Here is a 17,867-nt window from a genome sequence, read left to right as displayed (position 1 = left end):
GCCCCTGCATCACGTCACGGAGAATGGGTCCGGGGGAGTCCCGAGGGCGGCGAGTGGGGCAGGGGGCGGACGATGTCGATGTCGATCCGGCGGTGGGCGGTGGCGGGTTGGGCGGTGCTCGTACTGGTCGCAGGTGCGGCCACGTTGTACTTGGAAGGCCCGGCGAGCACACCGGCCGAGCCGCCGCGATGGGAGCGTCCGTCCTCACCGGCGGAGGCGCCGGTCCCGTGCCCGAGCCTCACCCCGGGCGCCCCGGAGACCCGCCGCAACTGCACCTCCTGGGAGCGGGGATAGTCCCCCAGCCCGGCACCTCCCGTCCTGCCGACCCGGATCCCGGGGGCGCCGCCGGGAGGCAACCGGTCTGCACCCGGTGGCCGCCTCGCCTCACCCCACGAACCAGCGCGGCGACGTCGCCGAACGGCTTCGGGAACGAACTGGCAGGCTGCCTCGTTCATCTCAGGTCCACCTGCCCAGACGACGGAACCGATGAGGACCTTGCCCGATATCTCGTCCACCGCCACCGTGCCCCCGCTCCCGCCGCTCGCCGTCCAAGCGGAACACCTGATCGGGCTCGGGGTACACGAGCTCGCGGGGATGCCCGCCGACGCGCTGCGCACCTTCGCCGAGGACGCCGGCAGCGGACACGGCGACGCCCTGCTCGCCATCCACCCGGACCGCGTTCCCGCGTCCGCCCTCGCACCGCTGCTCCGCCACGACGGCAAGCCCGGCTTCGTCGTCACCGACATGCCCGACGTCGACCGCTTCACCCCCTGCACGGTCGAGCTGCCCGACGCCCCCCTCTACCTCGTCACCGGCCTCGATCGCGGCGACCACATGGCCAACTGGAGCCCGGACGAGGCGCTGCCCGCCCTCACCGAGGAGGACCGCACCCCGCTGCTGCTCACCGAAGGCATCCACTGGGTGCTCCAGCAGCCGGCGGTCCTTGAGCGCAACCACTGCTTCATGACCATCGGCTCGCGGCTGCGCAAGGCGAACGGCGCCCTGGACGCCCGCACCCCGGCGATCTGGATCAGCAACGGCACGGGGCGGGACGGCCCTGAGCGGTGCAACGCCCCGAAGATCGGCTGGTGTTGGTGGGGCAACCGCCACACCTGGCTGGGCTTCGCCTCCGCCGACGGCCGCGGACAGTAGGCCCGGTCCTCGTGAGGCGTCCGGGGGTGGGCCGCCGCTACCGGGTCACCCGCACGGTCACCATCTTCGGCCGCTGGTACTCGTGCAGCGCCAGGACGCTCAGGTCGGTGCCGTGACCGGACGTCCCCCGGCCCCCGTGCGGGAGTTCGGCCGTCTGCACCAGATGGCAGTTGAGCCACGCCTCGCCCGCGTTCAGCCGGGCCACCAGGTCGAGGCCGGTCTCCAGGTCGGTGGTCCACACGCTCGCCCCGAGCGCCTGCGGGACGCTGTTCGCCAGAGCCAGGGCCGCCTCCGTGTCCTGCGCCTGCTGGACCGTGAGGAGCCGCGCGCCGGGAGGCGCCTTCCAAGGCCGGACGGGATCGCGAGGGCTCACGCACCCCGCCTCAGCGCAGGGCCGCGGCGACCAGTCCCTCCAGGGCCTCGCGGGGGACCGGGGTGCCGGTCAGCAGGTGTTCCAGGACCAGGCCCTCTACGCAGGCCAGCAGGCTGTGCGTACGGGCGTCGAGGTCGGTGACGCCGTGCGCGGCCAGGAAGGCGCGTACGGCGTCGCGCCCCGCGTTGGCGCGCGGGACGAGGATCTCGCGCAGCTCCGGGTCGCGGACGCTCTCCACCATGCAGGCGTAGCGGGCCAGAGTGCGGCGGCGGCCTTCGCCGGTGAGACGGAGCACGGTCAGGAACTCGAAGGCGTCGGTGAGTTCGGCAGGGGTGCGGAGGGTTGGCAGGGCCTCGCCTGCGGTATGGAGTTCGGCCTGGTCCCGGGCAACCAGGCGGAGCACCAGCCCGGTCAGCAGTGCGGCGCGGGTTCGGTAATACGCGGACGTGGTGCCCGGCGGGAGCCCTGCCTCCCGGTCCACGGCGCGGTGGGTCAGCCCGCGCATGCCGGCCTCGGCCAGCACCTCGATGGCCGCATCGGCCAGGACGGTCCGTCGCTCTTCACTCACACCCCCTTTCTACACCTGTAGAAACATCGGAGTAGGCTGCGCTCCAGGTCTTCTACACCTGTAGAAATGGAGGCGTCATGGGTGGCAGGGCTGTGGTGGTCGGGGCCGGCATCGGTGGGCTGGCGGCGGCGATCGGCCTGCACCGCACCGGCTGGGAGGTGACCGTCCTCGAACGCGCCGCCGTTCTGGACGACGCGGGCGCCGGGATCTCGCTCGCCCCCAACGGGATCCGTGCCCTCGACGCGCTGGGTGTGGGTCCCGCAGTCCGCGCGGCAGCGCGGCGCCAGTACACGGGCGGGACGCGCACCCCCAGCGGGCGGTGGCTTTCACGTATGGACGGCGCCGCGCTGGAGCGGGCCCTGGGAACCCCGATGACGGGGATCCCGCGTGCCGAACTGCACCGGCTGCTGCGGGCGGAACTGCCGGCCTCCAGCCTGATCGTCGGCACGGAGGTGGAAACTGCCGAGGACCTGGACGCGGACCTCGTCGTGGCCGCCGACGGTCTGCGCAGCCGGATCCGGACCGCCCTGTTCCAGGGCCACCCCGGGCCCGCGTACAGCGGATCGACCGTGCTGCGCGCCATCACCGCCGAACCGGTGCCCTTGGACACCGACTTCGAGCTGACCTGGGGTCCGGGTGCGGAGTTCGGGCACATCGCCTTCACCGACGGGCGCGCCGAATGGCACGCCGTGATCAACTCGCCGGCGGGCGTACGTCACCGCGACCCGCTGGCCGTGCTGCGCCGCCGGTTCGGCGCCTGGCACCGGCCGATTCCGCACTTGCTGGACGCGACCCGGCCCGAGGACGTCCTGCACCACGACATCCACGAGCTGGCCGCGCCTCTGCCGTGCTTCGCCGTGGGCCGGGTGGCCCTCCTCGGCGACGCGGCCCACGCCATGACGCCGAACCTCGGCCAGGGCGCCTGCCAGGCTCTGGAGGACGCGGTCACCCTGGCCGCCGAGCTGGCGGCCGGCCCCGGCCTCCCCGCCGCACTGGCGCGCTACGACGCGGCCCGCCGCCCCCGCACCCAGGCGGTGACCCGCGCGGCCCGCCGAGCGGGCCGGATGGGCCAGCAGTTGACGCACCCCCTCGCCCTGGCGGCCCGCAACACGGCTCTGCGCCTCGCGCCTTCGGGCGCCACGATCCGCGCGATCCTCCGCCATGCGGACTGGACGCCGCCCACGCTGGAACCCTCCCCGGGGCGGCAGGCGGGACCCGTACACGGCGTATGAGGTTTGTTGCTGAACGTCACAGTCCCAGGGTGATGGCGAGGCGGGTGAGCTCGGCGGTGCTGTGGACGTTGAGCTTGGCGCGGATGCGGCGGAGGTAGGCGTCGACGGTGTGCTTGGAGAGTCCCATGTGGCGGGCCGTCTGGAGGTAGGTGCGTCCGGCGGCGATGTGTCCCAGCGCTTCCTGCTCGCGCGGGGCCAGCTCAGGTGCGGGGGCTACGGTGTGCGGCGTCGCGAGTGTGAGACTCATGGGATTTCCTCCGCCGAATCGGCTCGGTCATCGCTGCTCACGTCCTCGGAAGCAGAGGGACATGTGGCTGAATGTCCCAATTTGTTCTCTGGTTAAGAGCCTGGCCGCCTGACTTCACGACACTGTCCGTCGACTGTCACAGGCGTGTGACAGGGATCGACGGCCCCCGGGCAAAGGGGCTGGTCTCACCGTGCACATCGCGTGCGGCTACGACTGCGTACCGGCGTCGTAGCGGGCTCCGCTTTGGGCGTTCCTGCTCGGGTGGAGTTGAGGAGCTGCGCTCTGATGGGCGTTCGGGTGAGCCGGAACACTGGGGTCATGCGCATGCGACTGCAGACATCTGTTCTCCAACCGTTGGCGGCCCTGGTGCTGGCCGGAGTCGCGATGGCGGCGTGGGCTGCCTGGCTGGGCTGGGACCAGCACCGTGACGTGCACCCCGACGGTTCGACGACCGGCCCCTACGAGGCGTGGCAGGTGATCGGGCTCGGGCTGACTCTGCTGGTGCCGGTGTGCTGGGCGGCCTTCCGGGGGCACGTCGCGGCCGCGGTGCTCGGCACCACCGCCGGGCTGACCATTGCCGCCTGGTACGACTGGTCGGACGACTCCAGCGGGCTCTACGCGATCGGCGTGGGCATGGTCATGGTCGGGAGCCTGGTCGTCACCGGCATCCTTTCGCTCTTGATCTCCTCCTCGAAGCGGAAGGCTGAAGTCGGTCGGCCCGGGCGCTGATCCCGCCGGGCCCGGCCTTCGCCGGTCGCGCGGGTGGGCGAGACCGGGGGCGTTACTTCTCCGTCGGCTCCTGGCAGGCGGTCGAGACGGTCGACATCCAGATGAGGGCTGCCTCCCGCTGTTCCGGGGTCAGCCCCTCCTCGAGCTGGGCCTCCCGTCGCAGGACGGCCGGAAGCGCCTTCTCGTAGAGCGTGTTTCCGGGGTCGGTCAGGTGCAGCTGGTGTGTCCTGCGGTCGGTGGGGTGGGGCGAGCGGGTGATCAGGCCGTCGCGTTCCAGTGCCGCGAGCATTTCGTTGGCGGCTTGGCGGGTGCTCCCGACCGAGCGGGCTAGCTGGGCCACCGACATGCCCGGGGACGTCCTGACCATCATCAGGGTCGCGAACTGCGGCACGGTGAGCCCGAACTCTTCCAGTTCGGCCCCGATCGCCGCCCGCATGCAGAGCCAGGCGTGGCGGACCAGGAAGCTCAGCACCCGACCGTGACTGTGCTCGCCCATGAGGCGACCTCCAAAGATTGCGATTGACAGGAACTTGACGAGTTGTCACGATGAGGCAACCGTCAGGTACCTGACGATTGTACGCTGCGGCCGCGTCGAAACCCCCCTGATCCGAAGGCAGTCACACATGTCATCCACCACGCCACCGCCGACCCGCCGACGCCTCATCCTCGGCGTCCTCATCTTCGCCCAGCTCCTCATCTGGCTCGACGGCACCATTCTGTCCACGGCCTTCGAGACGCTGTCCGACCCCGTGCGCGGTTTAGGGGCCACGCCCGGCCAGCTCCAGTGGGCCACGGGCGCCTACACGCTGGCCTTCGCCGGCCTGATGTTCACCGGGGGCGCGCTCGGTGACCGGTTCGGGCACCGCAACACCTTGCTGGCGGGCATGGCCCTGTTCGGTATCGCCTCGGCCATCGCCGCTTACGCCACCACCCCCGGCCAACTCATCGCGGGGCGCGCCGTGATGGGCATCGGCGCCGCTCTGCTCGTCCCGGCCACCATGGCGGTGGTCAGCTGGACGTTCGAGCCCGCCGAGCGACCGGCAGCCTTCGGCAGGCTGTCGTCCTTCGCCGGCGTCGGACTCGCCGCAGGGCCGATCCTCGCCGGGGCGCTGCTCGCGAGGTTCTGGTGGGGCTCGGTGTTCCTCGTCAACGTACCCGTGGTCGTCCTCGGTCTCGGCTTCATCGCGCGGTACGTGCCCAACTCCCGCAGCCCCCAGGTCCGCCGCCTCGACCCGGCCGGCATGCTCCTGTCGACGGCAGGCCTCGGCTTCCTCACGTACGGTCTGATCCGCGCGGGCCAGGACGCGTCCTTCGCGCAGCCGCGCGTCTGGGGATGGACCGCCGCGGGCATCGTGCTGATCGCCGCCTTCGTCGTCACGGAGCTGCGGATCGCCCACCCCAGTTTCGATCCCCGGCTGATGGCGCAACGCCGCTTCGCCGCGGGGAACATCACCTTGATGATGGTCTTCCTGGCCATGACGGCCGGATCCTTCTATCTCGCTTTCTATTTGCAGGGCGCACGCCAGTACTCGGCGTTCGACGCCTCGCTCCTGGCGCTCCCGGGAGCACTCGGAGTGGTCGTCGGCTCGCCCGTCGCCGTCAGGCTGGCCGGCCGGACGTCCGTCCGGCTCGTCTCCTCGGTCTCGCTGACCGTCGCGGCCCTGGCGATGGGATCCTTGGCCCTCTTCGACACCGCCACACCGATCGCCTGGTACTCGGCGGTCATGCTGGTACAGGGCACCTCGATCGGCATGGTGATCGCTCCCGTCACGGGTGCGGTGCTGGGATCCCTGTCGCCGGAGCGGTCCGGCGCGGGCAGCGCGGTCAACAGCACCCTGCGCCAGACCGGCAGCGTGCTGGGCATAGCGGCCGGCGGCACGATCACCTCGATCGTCTACCAGCGCTCGATCGACGGCTCGCTGACCGGCCTCCCGGATGCAGTGCGGCGACAGGCTCACGTCTCGGCCGAGCTCGCCAGGCACGTGGCGGCCGCCACGCACGACACGCGGCTCGCCGACGCGGCCGATGCCGCGTTCCTCCACGCCATGCATGTCGGTGCGCTCTGGACGGCGGGATTCGCGCTGATCGGCGCGGCGGTCCTGGCCGTCGGGTTCCGGCCGGACCGCCGTACGGGGCCGGTGAAGGAGGAGGCCCGGCCGAGGCTCACGACGAGCTCCCCACGTTCCTGAACGTTGGTACGGGCGGTGCGCCGGAGCAGAGGGCAGAGGTTTCCCGCAGAGGTGTCCGGGCATGCGCCGGACGACAAGGGGGGTCGAACCGCCGAAGGAGACGGCCATGGACGACCAAGGTGGCGCCGGAGGCGCCCCGCTGCACGGCCACGACGATGAGCAGCGGCGCCGCGCCCCGCACGTCGCGCGCAAGGGCGAGCCCAAGCCGACCATTCGGGCGGCGGAGGACGAGGCGAGCCGCCTGGACCGGCCGGGACAGGTGGACGAGCCGGTCCGGCGGCCCCACCGCAAGGGGCCGGAGTAGGCCGCAAGCGGCCCGACCCGCCCGCGGAAGGAGGGGCCGCCGGCCGCCTTCGGGCTCAGTCGGCGTGTCGGACCGGCCCCGCTCCGGTTCGGACGAGGAAGTCGGTGAGTACCTCGGCGAGTCGTTCGGGCTGGTCCTCGGGGATGAGGGTGGACGACTCGGCGATCTCGATCAGCCGGCCTTGCGGGTACAGCTCGGCCAGTCGGGGGCCGTGCTCACGCGGCATCAATCGGTCCTCGGTGGCCCAGACCACCAGTACCGGGCGGTCGAAGTCACGCAGGCGCTCGCTCCAGGCGAGCAGGGTCTTGCGGTCGGGTGCCCCGGTGGCGAATTTGGCGAAGTCCCGGCGAATGGCCCTGCTGCGGGTGGCGGGTGCGAACCAGTCGTCCATGATCTCGTCGGGGATCCCGCGCAGGCTCATCCCGCCGTATCCGCTCCGGTTGTGGCGGAACGCGGGAATGCGCATGAGCTGCGTCAGGAGCCGGACGCCGCCGGGAACCCTGCATACCTGGGCCATGGCCTTGGCCGGCCCCGGGGGAAAGTTGTCGAAGGCCTCGCAGGCCACCAGTACCAGGCGCGCGATCCGCTGGGCCCGCCCGTCCGACACCAGGAACTGGCCCCCGCCCCAGTCGTTCAGCACGAGGGTCACCTGGTCCAGGCCGAGCCCCTCGATGAACTCGCCCAGGAGCCGCGCGACACCGCGCTGGGACAGGTCGGCATCCGGGTTCATCGGCTGACGGTGACCGCCGAGGGGCAGCGTGGGCAGGACACAGCGGTATCCGTCCAGCAGCGGGACCACCTTGCGCCACTGGGTCTCGTTCATCGGCAGGCCGTGGCCTAACACCAGCACGGGCCCTTCACCGCCGGTGTCCTGGTAGTCGACGGGTCCGGCCGACAGCTCGATCCTTGGCATGACACCCCTCTTGATAGATCGTTCTACTGTAACTTTGGACGGGAAAGGGGTGGAAGGCAATGGGACGGTCGGACACACGAGCCAGGATCCAGGGTGCCGCCACGGTGCTGTTCCGCCGCCACGGCTACTCGGCCACCGGGCTGAAGCGGATCGCGGCAGAGGCGGACGCACCGTTCGGCTCGATCTACCACTTCTTCCCGGGGGGCAAGCGGCAACTGGCCGAGGACATGATCCGCACGTCCGGAACCGAGTACGGCCGATTGGTGCTGGCCCTGCTGGACAGCGTGCCGGATCCTGCGGAGTCCCTCGTGCGCGCATTCGAAGCGGCCGCGGATGACCTTGCGGCTGCCGACTACGCCGACGCCTGCCCGATCGGGACGGTGGCGCTGGAGGTCGCCAGCAGCGATGAGGTGCTGCGGGTCGCGACGGCGGAGGTGTTCGAGGAGTGGGTCGCCGCCGCGACGCGGTGGTTCGGCCGCTGGGTGGCCGAACCGAAGGCGGCGCAGTCCCTCGCGTACTCGATGGTCATGATGCTGGAGGGAGCCTTCATGCTCAGCCGGGCTGCCCGTGATCCGGAACCGCTGCGGGTGGCCGGCCGATCGATGGCCGAGTTGCTGCGCGCAGCCATCACGCAGGCGAGTGATCACTGATCCCGGTCGGCGACACAGGCAGCCCGAGCGGGGTCGGCGAATGGGTTCGTCGCCCGGAGCGCTCCTCCTGTCAGCCGTCGAAGCGGTGCCGGGAGGCCTCGATGTGCCCGAGGTACCGGTGGGTCCAGTCGCAGAGTCCGTCGATCGTCACGCGCAGGGCCTGTCCCGGCTCGGTGAGGGTGTATTCGACCCGTGGCGGTACGACGGGGTGCACCGTCCGCTCGACCAGGCCGTAGCGCTCCAGCATGCGCAGGTTCTGGGTGAGCATCTTGTGGCTGATGCCTTCGATCTCGTCACGCAGCTCGCTGAAGCGCAGGGTGTGTTCCCCGAGAGCCTCGATGATCAGGAGCGCCCACTTGTTGGCGACGTCCGAGAAGATCTCCCGCGCCAGGGAGTCCGCGCGCCTGAGGTCCGCGTCCTCGGGCGAACCGCTGTACTGCTTGGTCACCATCAGGTTCCCCAGTCACCGAAAAGTGCGTTCTTCCATGTCAGCGATCACTCTCCTACGGTTCCTGAGTAACCACAAGAGAGCGACCATCGCGGCGACTCTCCCAGCAGATGGAGGCGGGCAACATGGCCATCACCCTGGTGAACCCCAACGGATTGCCGGAAATCGACGTCTACCGGCAGGTGTCGGTCTCGACCGGCTCGAAGCTGGTCTTCATCGCCGGGCAGGTCGCCTGGGACGCCGACGGCGTCACGGTCGGCGAGGGCGACCTCGCCGCTCAGGTCGAGCAGTGTTACGTCAACATCGCCACCGCCCTGGCCGCGGTCGGTGGCTCCTTCGGCGACGTGGCGAAGCTGACCGTCTACGTCGTCGACTGGACCCCCGACAAGATGCCGCTGCTGCTGGAGGGGATCACCCGGGCCGGCGCGAAACTGGGGGTCACACCGGTCCCGCCGGCCAGCTTGCTGGGCGTCGCGGCACTGGACGTCCCCGAGCATCTGGTGGAGATCGAAGCCACCGCCGTCATCGACTGACCAGCGGTTCTCGGTTCCGGGGCCGCCCGAGCCGTGCGCAACGGGCGACGCCGGACGACCGCCTACTCCGCGATCTCCGGCCGCCGGCCTCCCCTGCGGCCTCGCACCCACCGGGCGGCGTGCAGCAGGGCGGCCAGGACGGCCACCGCGACGAGGGCGAGCGACCAGTTGCGCGGATAGTCCAGCGGCAGCACGGAGGGGTTGTTCCGCGTGCCCGGCCGCAGGAGTACGGGCAGCGCGACCACGGTCAGGGAGGCGGCGACGATCAGCGCACCGCGCACCGTCCTGCTCGCACGGACGCCGGCCAGGAGCAGGCCGACGGCCAGGACCAGCGGAGCGACGATGCCGTCGTGCAGCGCGACGGCGCCGGCCAGCCAGACCGCCACATCGAGGTACTGCCCGCCGTCGAACAGAAGCAGCACGCCATAACCCAGGAGGGCGGCGCCGACGGCGCCGACAGTCGTTCGCATCACAGGACCTCCAGCCGGTGAACCCACTTGGTCTGCAGTACGCCCGGCCGGTTGGGCGCGATGACGCGCGCCGGGAAGCCGTGATCCGGCGACAGCACCTCGCCGTTGAGCATCAAGGCGAGCAGGGTGAGCTCGTCCCGGGCGTAGGTGTGGCCCATCTCCGTGACCGCGTACCCGCCCTCCCGCTCCATGGAGACGACCCGCAGCCTGGCTTCGGGGGGAGCCCCTGCCCGGTCGAGCAGATCCCGGATCCGTACGCCGCTCCAGTGCGCGGACTTGCTCCAGCCCTCGACGCACGCGATCGGGAGCGTCGCGTCGTACTGCCTCATGCCCCGCAGTTCGTCGAGGGTCAGTTCGTACGGGTGGGGTCCGGCAACAGTGAGACGCCACTGCGCGACGGACACCGCGGCGACCCCGGCGGCGACGGCGGTGCGGTTCACCGGCAGGCCCTGCTGTCCGTGATCGGGGTGGCGGGGAGCCAGCAGGTCGAACCGCCGCAGCGGGGTGAAGGACTGGCCGACCGTCGCGAGGGTGACCGCGCCGACCGCGGCGGCGACTCCCGCTAGCAGAGCCCGCCGGTCCGGTCCGTCCTCGGCCGGCAGCGCGAGCGTGCCCGTCGACCTGCGGCTCCAATGCGTCTTGATCTCCGGGGCCTTGACGGCGATGTGCAGCACCATCGCGCCGATGAACACCCAGCCCAGGGCGTAGTGCACCTGGACGAAGGAGAACGGCCACGGATACCACTGCGCGGTGTTGAGCATCCCGGTGAACACTTCGAGGACCGCCGACGCGACGAGCACGGCCACCGACAGCCGTTCCAGGGCGTGGCGTACCGAACGTACGGCGGGCCACTCGAACAGCCGCGGATAGACCGTCCACAGCTTCGCCAGCAGCAGCGGAACGGCGGCGATACCGCTCGCCACGTGGAGCCCCTGGGTCAGCCGGTAGCCCCACGAGGGACGGCTGGGCAGGTCTCCGACGAGCCAGCCGGGCGGATGCTGAAGGTAGTGGCTGATCACGCCGGTGACGAAGCACGCGGCGACGGCCGCGGCCAGCCAGCGGCCGATCGCCGTCGCCGTGCGGGCATCGTGGAGCCGTCCCGAGAACCTCGGCGGATGGACACGCAGTTTCATGAGCCCATGACACCTGCCGAGGAGCGTTCGCGGGGGCGTGAGCGCCTTACGAAACCCTGACGGCGTCCCCGGCCGCCTGGGGCCTCGGCGGCCAAGGCCGCGGTGAGGGACCGGTGTGAGTGAGGGGTCATGCGGTGGGTAGACGCCGGCTGGAGGGCGGTTGCCGTGACACGCGCAGACTGGCTGCTGACAGCAGGTGAACGGGGCAATGCCGCGACGGGCCTGGACGAGCGACACCCGGACGGGTCGGCATGGTCCGACGGGAACCGCGTACGGGCCCTGGTCCACGGCTCTGCGTACTTCGGGCAGCTACTGGCCGGGATCCGCGCGATGCACGCGGGCGACCTGCTCCTGTTCACCGACTGGCGCGGCGACCCCGACGAGCGGCTCGACGGACCCGGTACCGAGATCGGTACCGTCCTGTGCCGGGCGGCGAAGCGCGGTGTCGTCGTCAAAGGGCTGCTGTGGCGCTCGCACCTGGACGGCCTCCACTTCAGCGAACAGGAGAACCGCCGCCTCGGTGAGGAGATCGAGGAGGCAGGCGGCGAATGCCTGCTCGACCTGCGGGTCCGGCCCGGCGGTTCACACCACCAGAAGATGGTGGTCCTGCGCCACCCCGGCCGCCCGGAGCTCGACGTCGCGTACGTCGGCGGCATCGACCTCTGCCACAACCGAAACGACGACGCCACCCACCGCGGCGACCGCCAGTCACTGCCCATGGCCTCGGCATACGGGCCGCACCCGCCGTGGCACGACGCTCAGCTCGCCGTACGGGGACCGGCCGTCGGTGACGTCGAGGCCGTCTTCCGCGAGCGCTGGCAGGACCCGGCGCCGCTCAGCCGCAGCCCCCTCACCCGCCTGCGGGAGCTGGTGCACCGGGAGGACACCGGCGCGGACGTCCTGCCACCGCAAGCACCCGATCCGGCGCCCTGCGGCACGCACACCGTGCAGGTGCTGCGCACGTATCCGAACCGCCTGCTGCACGGTTACCCCTTCGCACCCGACGGCGAGCGCAGCATTGCCCGGGGGTACCTCAAAGCGCTGCGGCGGGCCCGGGCACTGGTCTACCTCGAGGACCAGTACCTGTGGTCCCCCCGGGTGGTGGACTGCTTCGCCCGGGCGCTGAGCACGTATCGACAACTGCGACTGATCGCCGTCATCCCCTCGGTCCCGGAGCAGGACGGCCGGCTGACCCTGCCGATGAACCTGATCGGACGGATCACGGCCCTGGACGAACTGCGCCGCGCCGGCGGCGACCGCGTGGCGGTGTACGGCCTGGAGAACCCCGCGGGAACCCCCGTCTACGTGCACGCCAAGGTGTGCGTGATCGACGACGTATGGGTCTCCGTCGGCTCCGACAACATCAACCTCCGCTCGTGGACGCACGACTCGGAACTCAGCTGCGTCGTGCTCGACCACAGCCCGGACCTGCGGGAGCCATCCGATCCGGGAGGTCTCGGTGACGGCGCGCGCACCTTCGCCCGCGAACTGCGCCTGGAACTCATGCGCGAGCACCTGGACGCTCAGGGCGGGGCGGGGCAGGGGGCGCAGGACGCGCTGTGCGACCCGATGACCGCGTTCGACGCTTTCGACGAGGCCGCCACCGCCCTGGACGCCTGGCACGAGGGCGGCTGCCGCGGTCCACGGCCTCCGGGCCGTCTGCGCCGCTACGTACCGCCGGAACTGCCCACGGCGAAAGGGGTGCTCGCGACTCCGCTGCACCACGTCCTGGTCGACCCGGACGGACGTCCGCTGGGATTGCGGCGCCGCAACGCGTTCTGAAAGCGCCGGGGATCCGGCCCCGCCGCGGGCTGATGGGCGGCCAAGGCCCGCCGGTGCCTCCGGACGGGCGTCGGCTCCAGGCCTGTGGGTCAGTGCGGGATGCCGTCGATGAGGTCGCGGGCGCCCTGCCGCAGCAGTGCGACGGCGACAGAGGTGCCGAGGGTGGCGGGGTCGAGCCGACCGGCCCATTCGTGCGCGTTCAGGACCGTCTTTCCGTCCGGGGTGAAGACGCAGGCACGCAGCGACAGGTCTCCGCCGCGTTCGGCACGGGCGTAGCCGGCGATGGGACTGTTGCAGTGTCCCTGAAGGACGTGGAGCAGCATCCGCTCGGCGGTCGCCTCGCGGTGGGTGTCGGGGTGGCCGAGGCCGCTGACGAGGTCGATGAGCCGGACGTCGTCCTGGCGGCACTGGAGGGCGAGGATGCCTGCGCCGATGGGCGGCATCATCGTCTCCGTCGACAGCACCTGGGTGATCACGTCGGTGCGGCCGATGCGTTCGAGGCCCGAGACGGCGAGGAGGGCGGCGTCGACCTCGCCCGCGGAGAGCTTCTCCAGGCGGCGGTTGGCGTTGCCGCGGAACGGCACGCACTCCAGGTGGGGCCGGCTGGCCGCGAGCTGGGCGGCACGGCGGACGGATGAGGTGCCGATGCGGGTCCCGGCCGGCAGCTGGTCCAGGGAGAGGCCGCCCGGGTGGATGAGCGCGTCGCGGATGTCGTCGCGCTTGAGGAACGCGGCGAACACCGTCCCGGCAGGCAGGGGCCGGTCACACGGGATGTCTTTGAGGCAGTGGACGGCCAGGTCCGCCTCGTCGTTCAGCAGCGCGGCTTCGACCTCTTTGGTGAACGCCCCCTTTCCTTCGACCTGGGCGAGATCTCCCATCCACTTGTCGCCGGTCGTGACCACCGGTACGACTTCGGTTCGGATGTGAGGGTGGAGCGCGGCCAGTTCGCCGCGGACGCGCTCCACCTGTGCCAGGGCCATGGGGGAGTTCCGGGAGACGATGCGGATCAGCTCAGGGGCGGACATGCCGCCCACGATAGACCCGCCAGGTGCTGGACCCGGCCCTCTCGGCGGTTTGTCAGGCGACGTCAGAGGCTGCGGCCCCGCCGCACGCCGGCCTGTCCGACTGTCAGGCGAGCGCCGTTGCCAGAAGTTCAGCGGTCCTGGCCACCAGCGGGTTGTCCGCCGTGGCGTCCGGCTGGCTCTTGGTCGTCAGGACGACCATGACGATGGGCGCACCCTGTGGGGGCCACGTGATGCCCGCATCGTTGGTCGTCCCGTACTTCCCGCTGCCGGTCTTGTCCGCCAGGGTCCAATCCGCCGGCAGGCCGGCCCTGAAGCGTTCCGTGCTGGTCGTGTTGGCCAGCAGCCAGCCCGTCAGGAGTTCCCGGTCCCGGGGTGCGAGTGCGTCGCCGAGCGCAAGACGCTGGTAGGTCCCGCCGATGGCACGCGGGCTGGTGGTGTCCGTCAGGCGGTCGGGCTCCGCAGAGTTCAGGTCAGGCTCCCAGCGGTCGAGCCGGGTGATGACGTCTCCCACTGACCGGCAGAAACGAGTGACCGCACGGGGGCCGCCCAGTTCACGCAGCAGGAGATTTGCGGCGGCGTTGTCGCTCTTGCAGATCGTGGCGGCGCACAGCTGGCTGACGGTCATTCCGTGGGCCAGATTCTCGGGCAGTCCGGTGACCGGCCCATATCCGGAATTGGTCACGTCCTGCTGCGTGTAGTGGACGCGCTTGGCGAGATACTCTCCGTCCTGGTCGAGGTCACGGAGAACGGCGGCCACTGCGAGGGTCTTGAAGACCGAACACATCGGGAAGCGTTCGTCAGCCCGGTAAAGGACCGTCCGGCCGGTAGCCGTGTTCCGTGCGAACACTCCCAGCCGGGCGGAGTGCTCCCGTTCGAGAATGCGAAGCTGTCGGGTGACCTTCTCCCGCCCGGACCCGGCTGCGAACGCCGTGCCGCTGAGAGTCACCCCGGTCAACGCCGCGCCGGCTCCGACGGCCAGCACGGCGCGGCGGGTCGGGCGGGCTCCTGCGATTTCCACGATCCGGTCTCCAGTTCTGGTGCGGTCCATATGAGAGGTAGGACGCCTTCAGGTGTCCTACCAGTTCGCTCTCGTCCTGTTTGGCGTGATGTGAGCGCTCGCCGAGGCGACAGCGCGCACGCCCACCTCAACGCGGTCGCTGTGGAAGTCGTCGGACCGGGCGGGCATGCCGCTGGGCAGTGCCGGCCTTTCGGTAGCCGCAGTCGCCTGCTTGCAGTGGCCGATGTGCCAAGGGGCGGAATCCGGGGATGCCACGCACCGGCGCGCCAGGGTGGCCGGAAACGGCAGCGAGCGGACCCTCCTGGGGCAGGAGGGTCCGCTCCGGGGAAGTTGCTCGGGAGCTACCGCTTGTGTCCGTGCTGCACGTCCAGGCAGAGCGCCCAGACGTCGGAGTAGCTGCCCTGGGAGGGCGAACCGCCGCTGTGGGTGGCTGCCGTCCAGTACGACGGGTTGGCGCCCCCGTCGCCGACCGGGGTGCCGGCGGCATCGCTCGGGAAGCTGCCGTTGAGGTGGGGGCCGCCCGAAGTCGCCTTGCTGAAGTCCGTCGTGGTCACGTTGCCGCCGCTGATCGCGGCGCCGCCGCTGACCAGCTGCCCTTCCCCGCGGGCGCAGCCGGCCGTCGCGGTCTGTCCCGTGGAGGCCGTGTTCGGGCCGCTGACCTCGGTGAAGTGGACCGTCGTGGAGACGTGCTTGAGGTCGATGTCGTCCGTGCTGCAGATCGCGTAGGCGTAGGTCATGTTGTCCTCGCCGCGTCCGCCGCCGATCCCGCCGACCGCCGTCCAGGAGTCGGGGTCGCGCTCGCCGTCACCCGCTGCGATCGAGCCGAAGTGGTGCTCGGCGTCGTTGAAGGTGGGGAAGCTCGCGATCGGCTTCAGGCTGCCGACGCTGGCCGGGGTGGTGCGGGCGCCGCCGCCGATCAGGACGGTGTTGGCCGGGCAGGTCGCCGTGACGAGCTTGGACGACAGCCCGCTGGTGGGCCCGGAGGCCTTGTTCATGACCACCTGGGTGTGCCTGATCAGGTTGCTCTGCAGGCAGATCGCGTACGGGGTGGTGGAGAAGGCGTCGCTGCTGCGGCTCCCGCTTCCGCCGAACGCCATCCAGTGCGTGGCGTCGCTGCCGACGATCCCGGGGGTGTCGGTGTACTCGGTGGCGCCGTCTGCACTGGGCGCCATGCCCATCACGTGGTTGCCGTTGGACATCTCGTCGTCGCCGATGGCCTGGTCGGCCCCGCCGCCGGAGACGAGGCCGTCGGCGCAGTCCGCGTGCGAGGAGACCCCGGTGAAGGGGGTCGCGGGGCCCATGGTGGCCCCGGGGGTGCTGACGGTGACGTCGGTGGTCTTGGCGTACGCGGCTCCCGGTACCGCCACGGTCAGCAGGGCGGCCAGCATCAGGGCCTTGCCCGTGGCGGAGCCCCGCCGGAGATTCGTGCTCATCGGATTCTCTCTCTTGTGTTCATGCGCATGGGCGGCTGTCCGGTTGTTCGGGAACGGCTGCCTCAGACGCCGTCGTTGGCGCACAGCGCCCACGCGTCGGTGTGGGTGCCGGGAGAGGACTGGCCTCCGGTGTGGGCGGAGGCCGTCCAGTACGCCGCCGTGGTGGTCCCGTCGCCGACCGCGGCGCCGCCGGAGGTGCTGGGGAAGCTGCCGTTGAGGTGGTCGCCGCCCGAAGCGGGCCCGGTGAAGTTGGTGGTGGTCACGCTGCCCCCGCTGATCGCGGCGCCGCCGCTGACCAGGTTCCCGTCGCCCTGGCCGCAGCCCACGGTCGCCGTCTGGCCGGTGCTGCCGGTGGTCGGGCCGCTGACCTCGGTGTAGCGGACCTTCACCGTGGCGCCGCTGACGTTGATGCCGCTTCCGCTGCAGATCGCGTAGGCGTAGGTGTAGTTGGCGCTGTTGGCGCCGGAGTCCCAGCCGACGGCCGACCAGGAGTCGGGGTTCGCCTCTCCGTCCGCCGCGGCCTTCGCGCCGAAGCTGTGGGCGGAGTTGTTGAAGGTGGGGAAGCTCGCGATCGTCTTGAGGCTGCCCGTGTTGCCCGGGGTGGTCCGGGCGCCGCCGCCGAGGAGGCGGGTGTTGGCCGGGCAGGTCGCCGTGACGAGGCCCACCGTCGCCCCGGCGGTGGGTGCGTTGACCTTGTTCATGACGACCTGGGTGTGGTTGATCAGGTTGCTGGTGAAGCACATCGCGTAAGGGGTGGTGGAGAAGGAGGCGTTGACCTGGCCCCCGCTTCCGCCGATGCCGAGCCAGTGCGTCACGTCGGTGCCGACGACGCCGGTGGAGCCGGTGTATTCGGTGGTGCCGTCGGGGCTGGGCGACGTGCCGTTGACGTGGTTGCCGTTCACGCTCGCGCCGGTGCCGATGGCCTGGTTGATCCCGCCGCTGGAGATGAGGCCGCTGGAACAGTCGGCGTGGGTCGATATCTCGGAGTTGGCGGAGGCGGGCCCGCTGGTGGCCCCGGGGGTCTTCACGGTCACGCTCACGGTGTTGGCGTAGGCGGTACCCGGCACGGCCAGGGCCAGTACGGCACCCAGGAGCAGCGTCCTGCTTGCTGCGAAGCGGCGCATGAGTCCTGTGTTCATGTGGATCTCCCCATCTGACGGGCGAAAGCGACGAGCGGTAGGCGGGAAGCGGCGAGCGATTGGTGTCGAAGGCGCATGGCTCGGTACGGAGCGGTACGCGGAGGTGGGGGCACGGGCGTCGTCGGTGCGGATTTGCCACGGCATCACAACGGTTGCCTGCCTCGCGGATGTGCGCCGCTCAGGGGCAGACCTGGGGTTCGGACCGGCCATCTCGCCACCCTGTCCCGAGTAGCGCATGCGGACTCTAGCAGTCTGATTGCCCTGCATCTACTAAGAATTTCGCAATTTTAAGTAGCAGATGCGGAAGTTCAGAATGTGACTACCCGGTAGCCGAAACGCGCCCAGGTCACACCCCCGTGCGCGAAGTCACCCGCCCATGCCGGGGGGCGGGTGACTTCGCGCATGTGTACTTGCAGGCCTGACCTGTGTCTTACGGAGGGATATTGGTCCTCGGCTTCCGTACGGTGCGCTACGAACAGCGCCACGTCTCCGCTCCTCGGCGAACGCCGCGTCCGTCGTGTTCCTCGGC

Annotated in this window: 21 protein-coding genes; 8 read left to right on the top strand and 13 right to left on the bottom strand. The window is 70.8% G+C overall.

What is annotated here, in order from left to right; all coding sequences use genetic code 11:
- Window positions 1–14 precede the first annotated feature (14 nt).
- A complete protein-coding gene (locus OG429_RS03770; RefSeq protein WP_328923833.1) occupies window positions 15–269 on the bottom strand; it encodes a hypothetical protein in 255 nt (84 codons plus the stop codon).
- A gap of 226 nt (window positions 270–495) precedes the next feature.
- Here OG429_RS03770 and OG429_RS03765 point away from each other — a divergent pair, with 226 nt between their 5' ends.
- Complete coding sequence (locus OG429_RS03765; RefSeq protein WP_328930147.1) at window positions 496–1,152, top strand: DUF5701 family protein; 657 nt, start codon at window positions 496–498, stop codon at window positions 1,150–1,152.
- A 37-nt stretch (window positions 1,153–1,189) separates the two neighbouring features.
- On the opposite strand, the gene OG429_RS03760 is transcribed toward OG429_RS03765, so the two are convergent.
- Both OG429_RS03760 and OG429_RS03755 read right to left on the bottom strand, forming a co-directional pair.
- Complete coding sequence (locus OG429_RS03760) at window positions 1,190–1,525, bottom strand: aldehyde dehydrogenase family protein (RefSeq protein WP_328923832.1); 336 nt, start codon at window positions 1,523–1,525, stop codon at window positions 1,190–1,192.
- A 10-nt stretch (window positions 1,526–1,535) separates the two neighbouring features.
- Window positions 1,536–2,093 carry a TetR/AcrR family transcriptional regulator gene (locus OG429_RS03755; protein WP_328923831.1) on the bottom strand — a complete coding sequence of 186 codons (558 nt, stop codon included), beginning with the start codon at window positions 2,091–2,093 and terminating at the stop codon, window positions 1,536–1,538.
- Between the two features lie 77 nt (window positions 2,094–2,170).
- On the opposite strand from OG429_RS03755, the gene OG429_RS03750 reads away from it, so the two are divergent.
- Window positions 2,171–3,325, top strand: coding sequence for an FAD-dependent monooxygenase (locus OG429_RS03750; protein ID WP_328923830.1), 1,155 nt, complete (start codon window positions 2,171–2,173; stop codon window positions 3,323–3,325).
- Between the two features lie 16 nt (window positions 3,326–3,341).
- Here OG429_RS03750 and OG429_RS03745 read toward each other — a convergent pair whose 3' ends face one another.
- Complete coding sequence (locus OG429_RS03745; protein WP_328923829.1) at window positions 3,342–3,572, bottom strand: response regulator transcription factor; 231 nt, start codon at window positions 3,570–3,572, stop codon at window positions 3,342–3,344.
- 318 nt (window positions 3,573–3,890) lie between these two features.
- Here OG429_RS03745 and OG429_RS03740 point away from each other — a divergent pair, with 318 nt between their 5' ends.
- Complete coding sequence (locus OG429_RS03740; RefSeq protein ID WP_405680520.1) at window positions 3,891–4,301, top strand: hypothetical protein; 411 nt, start codon at window positions 3,891–3,893, stop codon at window positions 4,299–4,301.
- Window positions 4,302–4,353: 52 nt separating this feature from the next.
- Here OG429_RS03740 and OG429_RS03735 read toward each other — a convergent pair whose 3' ends face one another.
- A complete protein-coding gene (locus OG429_RS03735; RefSeq protein WP_328923828.1) occupies window positions 4,354–4,797 on the bottom strand; it encodes a MarR family winged helix-turn-helix transcriptional regulator in 444 nt (147 codons plus the stop codon).
- A gap of 127 nt (window positions 4,798–4,924) precedes the next feature.
- Between OG429_RS03735 and OG429_RS03730 the strand changes: the two genes are divergently transcribed.
- Together OG429_RS03730 and OG429_RS03725 are read left to right on the top strand one after the other, a co-directional pair.
- On the top strand, window positions 4,925–6,490 hold the full coding sequence (locus tag OG429_RS03730; protein WP_328923827.1) for an MFS transporter: 1,566 nt from the start codon (window positions 4,925–4,927) through the stop codon (window positions 6,488–6,490).
- Window positions 6,491–6,596: 106 nt separating this feature from the next.
- Window positions 6,597–6,794, top strand: a complete 198-nt coding sequence (locus OG429_RS03725; RefSeq protein ID WP_328923826.1) for a hypothetical protein — start codon at window positions 6,597–6,599, stop codon at window positions 6,792–6,794.
- Window positions 6,795–6,849: 55 nt separating this feature from the next.
- On the opposite strand, the gene OG429_RS03720 is transcribed toward OG429_RS03725, so the two are convergent.
- Window positions 6,850–7,707, bottom strand: coding sequence for an alpha/beta fold hydrolase (locus OG429_RS03720; RefSeq protein ID WP_328923825.1), 858 nt, complete (start codon window positions 7,705–7,707; stop codon window positions 6,850–6,852).
- Window positions 7,708–7,766: 59 nt separating this feature from the next.
- On the opposite strand from OG429_RS03720, the gene OG429_RS03715 reads away from it, so the two are divergent.
- Window positions 7,767–8,357, top strand: coding sequence for a TetR/AcrR family transcriptional regulator (locus OG429_RS03715; RefSeq protein ID WP_328923824.1), 591 nt, complete (start codon window positions 7,767–7,769; stop codon window positions 8,355–8,357).
- Between the two features lie 70 nt (window positions 8,358–8,427).
- Here OG429_RS03715 and OG429_RS03710 read toward each other — a convergent pair whose 3' ends face one another.
- Window positions 8,428–8,808, bottom strand: a complete 381-nt coding sequence (locus OG429_RS03710) for a winged helix-turn-helix transcriptional regulator (RefSeq protein WP_328923823.1) — start codon at window positions 8,806–8,808, stop codon at window positions 8,428–8,430.
- A 122-nt stretch (window positions 8,809–8,930) separates the two neighbouring features.
- Here OG429_RS03710 and OG429_RS03705 point away from each other — a divergent pair, with 122 nt between their 5' ends.
- Window positions 8,931–9,338 carry a RidA family protein gene (locus OG429_RS03705; RefSeq protein ID WP_328923822.1) on the top strand — a complete coding sequence of 136 codons (408 nt, stop codon included), beginning with the start codon at window positions 8,931–8,933 and terminating at the stop codon, window positions 9,336–9,338.
- A gap of 62 nt (window positions 9,339–9,400) precedes the next feature.
- Here OG429_RS03705 and OG429_RS03700 read toward each other — a convergent pair whose 3' ends face one another.
- On the bottom strand, window positions 9,401–9,808 hold the full coding sequence (locus OG429_RS03700) for a hypothetical protein (protein ID WP_328923821.1): 408 nt from the start codon (window positions 9,806–9,808) through the stop codon (window positions 9,401–9,403).
- On the bottom strand, window positions 9,808–10,941 hold the full coding sequence (locus OG429_RS03695) for a molybdopterin-dependent oxidoreductase (protein WP_328923820.1): 1,134 nt from the start codon (window positions 10,939–10,941) through the stop codon (window positions 9,808–9,810). The genes OG429_RS03700 and OG429_RS03695 overlap by 1 nt, the downstream gene beginning before the upstream one ends.
- A gap of 165 nt (window positions 10,942–11,106) precedes the next feature.
- Here OG429_RS03695 and OG429_RS03690 point away from each other — a divergent pair, with 165 nt between their 5' ends.
- The gene (locus OG429_RS03690) at window positions 11,107–12,723 is read left to right on the top strand and encodes a phospholipase D family protein (RefSeq protein WP_328923819.1); all 1,617 of its coding nucleotides are present in this window, start codon (window positions 11,107–11,109) and stop codon (window positions 12,721–12,723) included.
- 89 nt (window positions 12,724–12,812) lie between these two features.
- Here OG429_RS03690 and hemC read toward each other — a convergent pair whose 3' ends face one another.
- The 4 genes from hemC to OG429_RS03670 form a co-directional block, all read right to left on the bottom strand.
- Window positions 12,813–13,748: a hydroxymethylbilane synthase gene (gene hemC / locus OG429_RS03685; protein WP_328923818.1), complete on the bottom strand. Its 936-nt coding sequence runs from the start codon at window positions 13,746–13,748 to the stop codon at window positions 12,813–12,815.
- A 103-nt stretch (window positions 13,749–13,851) separates the two neighbouring features.
- Window positions 13,852–14,766: a class A beta-lactamase gene (bla, locus tag OG429_RS03680; RefSeq protein WP_328923817.1), complete on the bottom strand. Its 915-nt coding sequence runs from the start codon at window positions 14,764–14,766 to the stop codon at window positions 13,852–13,854.
- A 341-nt stretch (window positions 14,767–15,107) separates the two neighbouring features.
- Entirely contained in the window at window positions 15,108–16,199 is a 1,092-nt protein-coding gene (locus OG429_RS03675) for a hypothetical protein (RefSeq protein ID WP_328923816.1), read from the bottom strand.
- A gap of 62 nt (window positions 16,200–16,261) precedes the next feature.
- Window positions 16,262–17,338 (bottom strand): hypothetical protein, encoded by a 1,077-nt coding sequence (locus tag OG429_RS03670; protein WP_328923815.1) that lies wholly within the window; start codon window positions 17,336–17,338, stop codon window positions 16,262–16,264.
- Window positions 17,339–17,867 lie beyond the last annotated feature (529 nt).

Source organism: Streptomyces sp. NBC_00190 (genome assembly GCF_036203305.1).
GTDB lineage: Bacteria > Actinomycetota > Actinomycetes > Streptomycetales > Streptomycetaceae > Streptomyces.
Note: the sequence above shows the minus strand (reverse complement) of the source record. Positions and strands in the feature narration are given on the sequence as shown.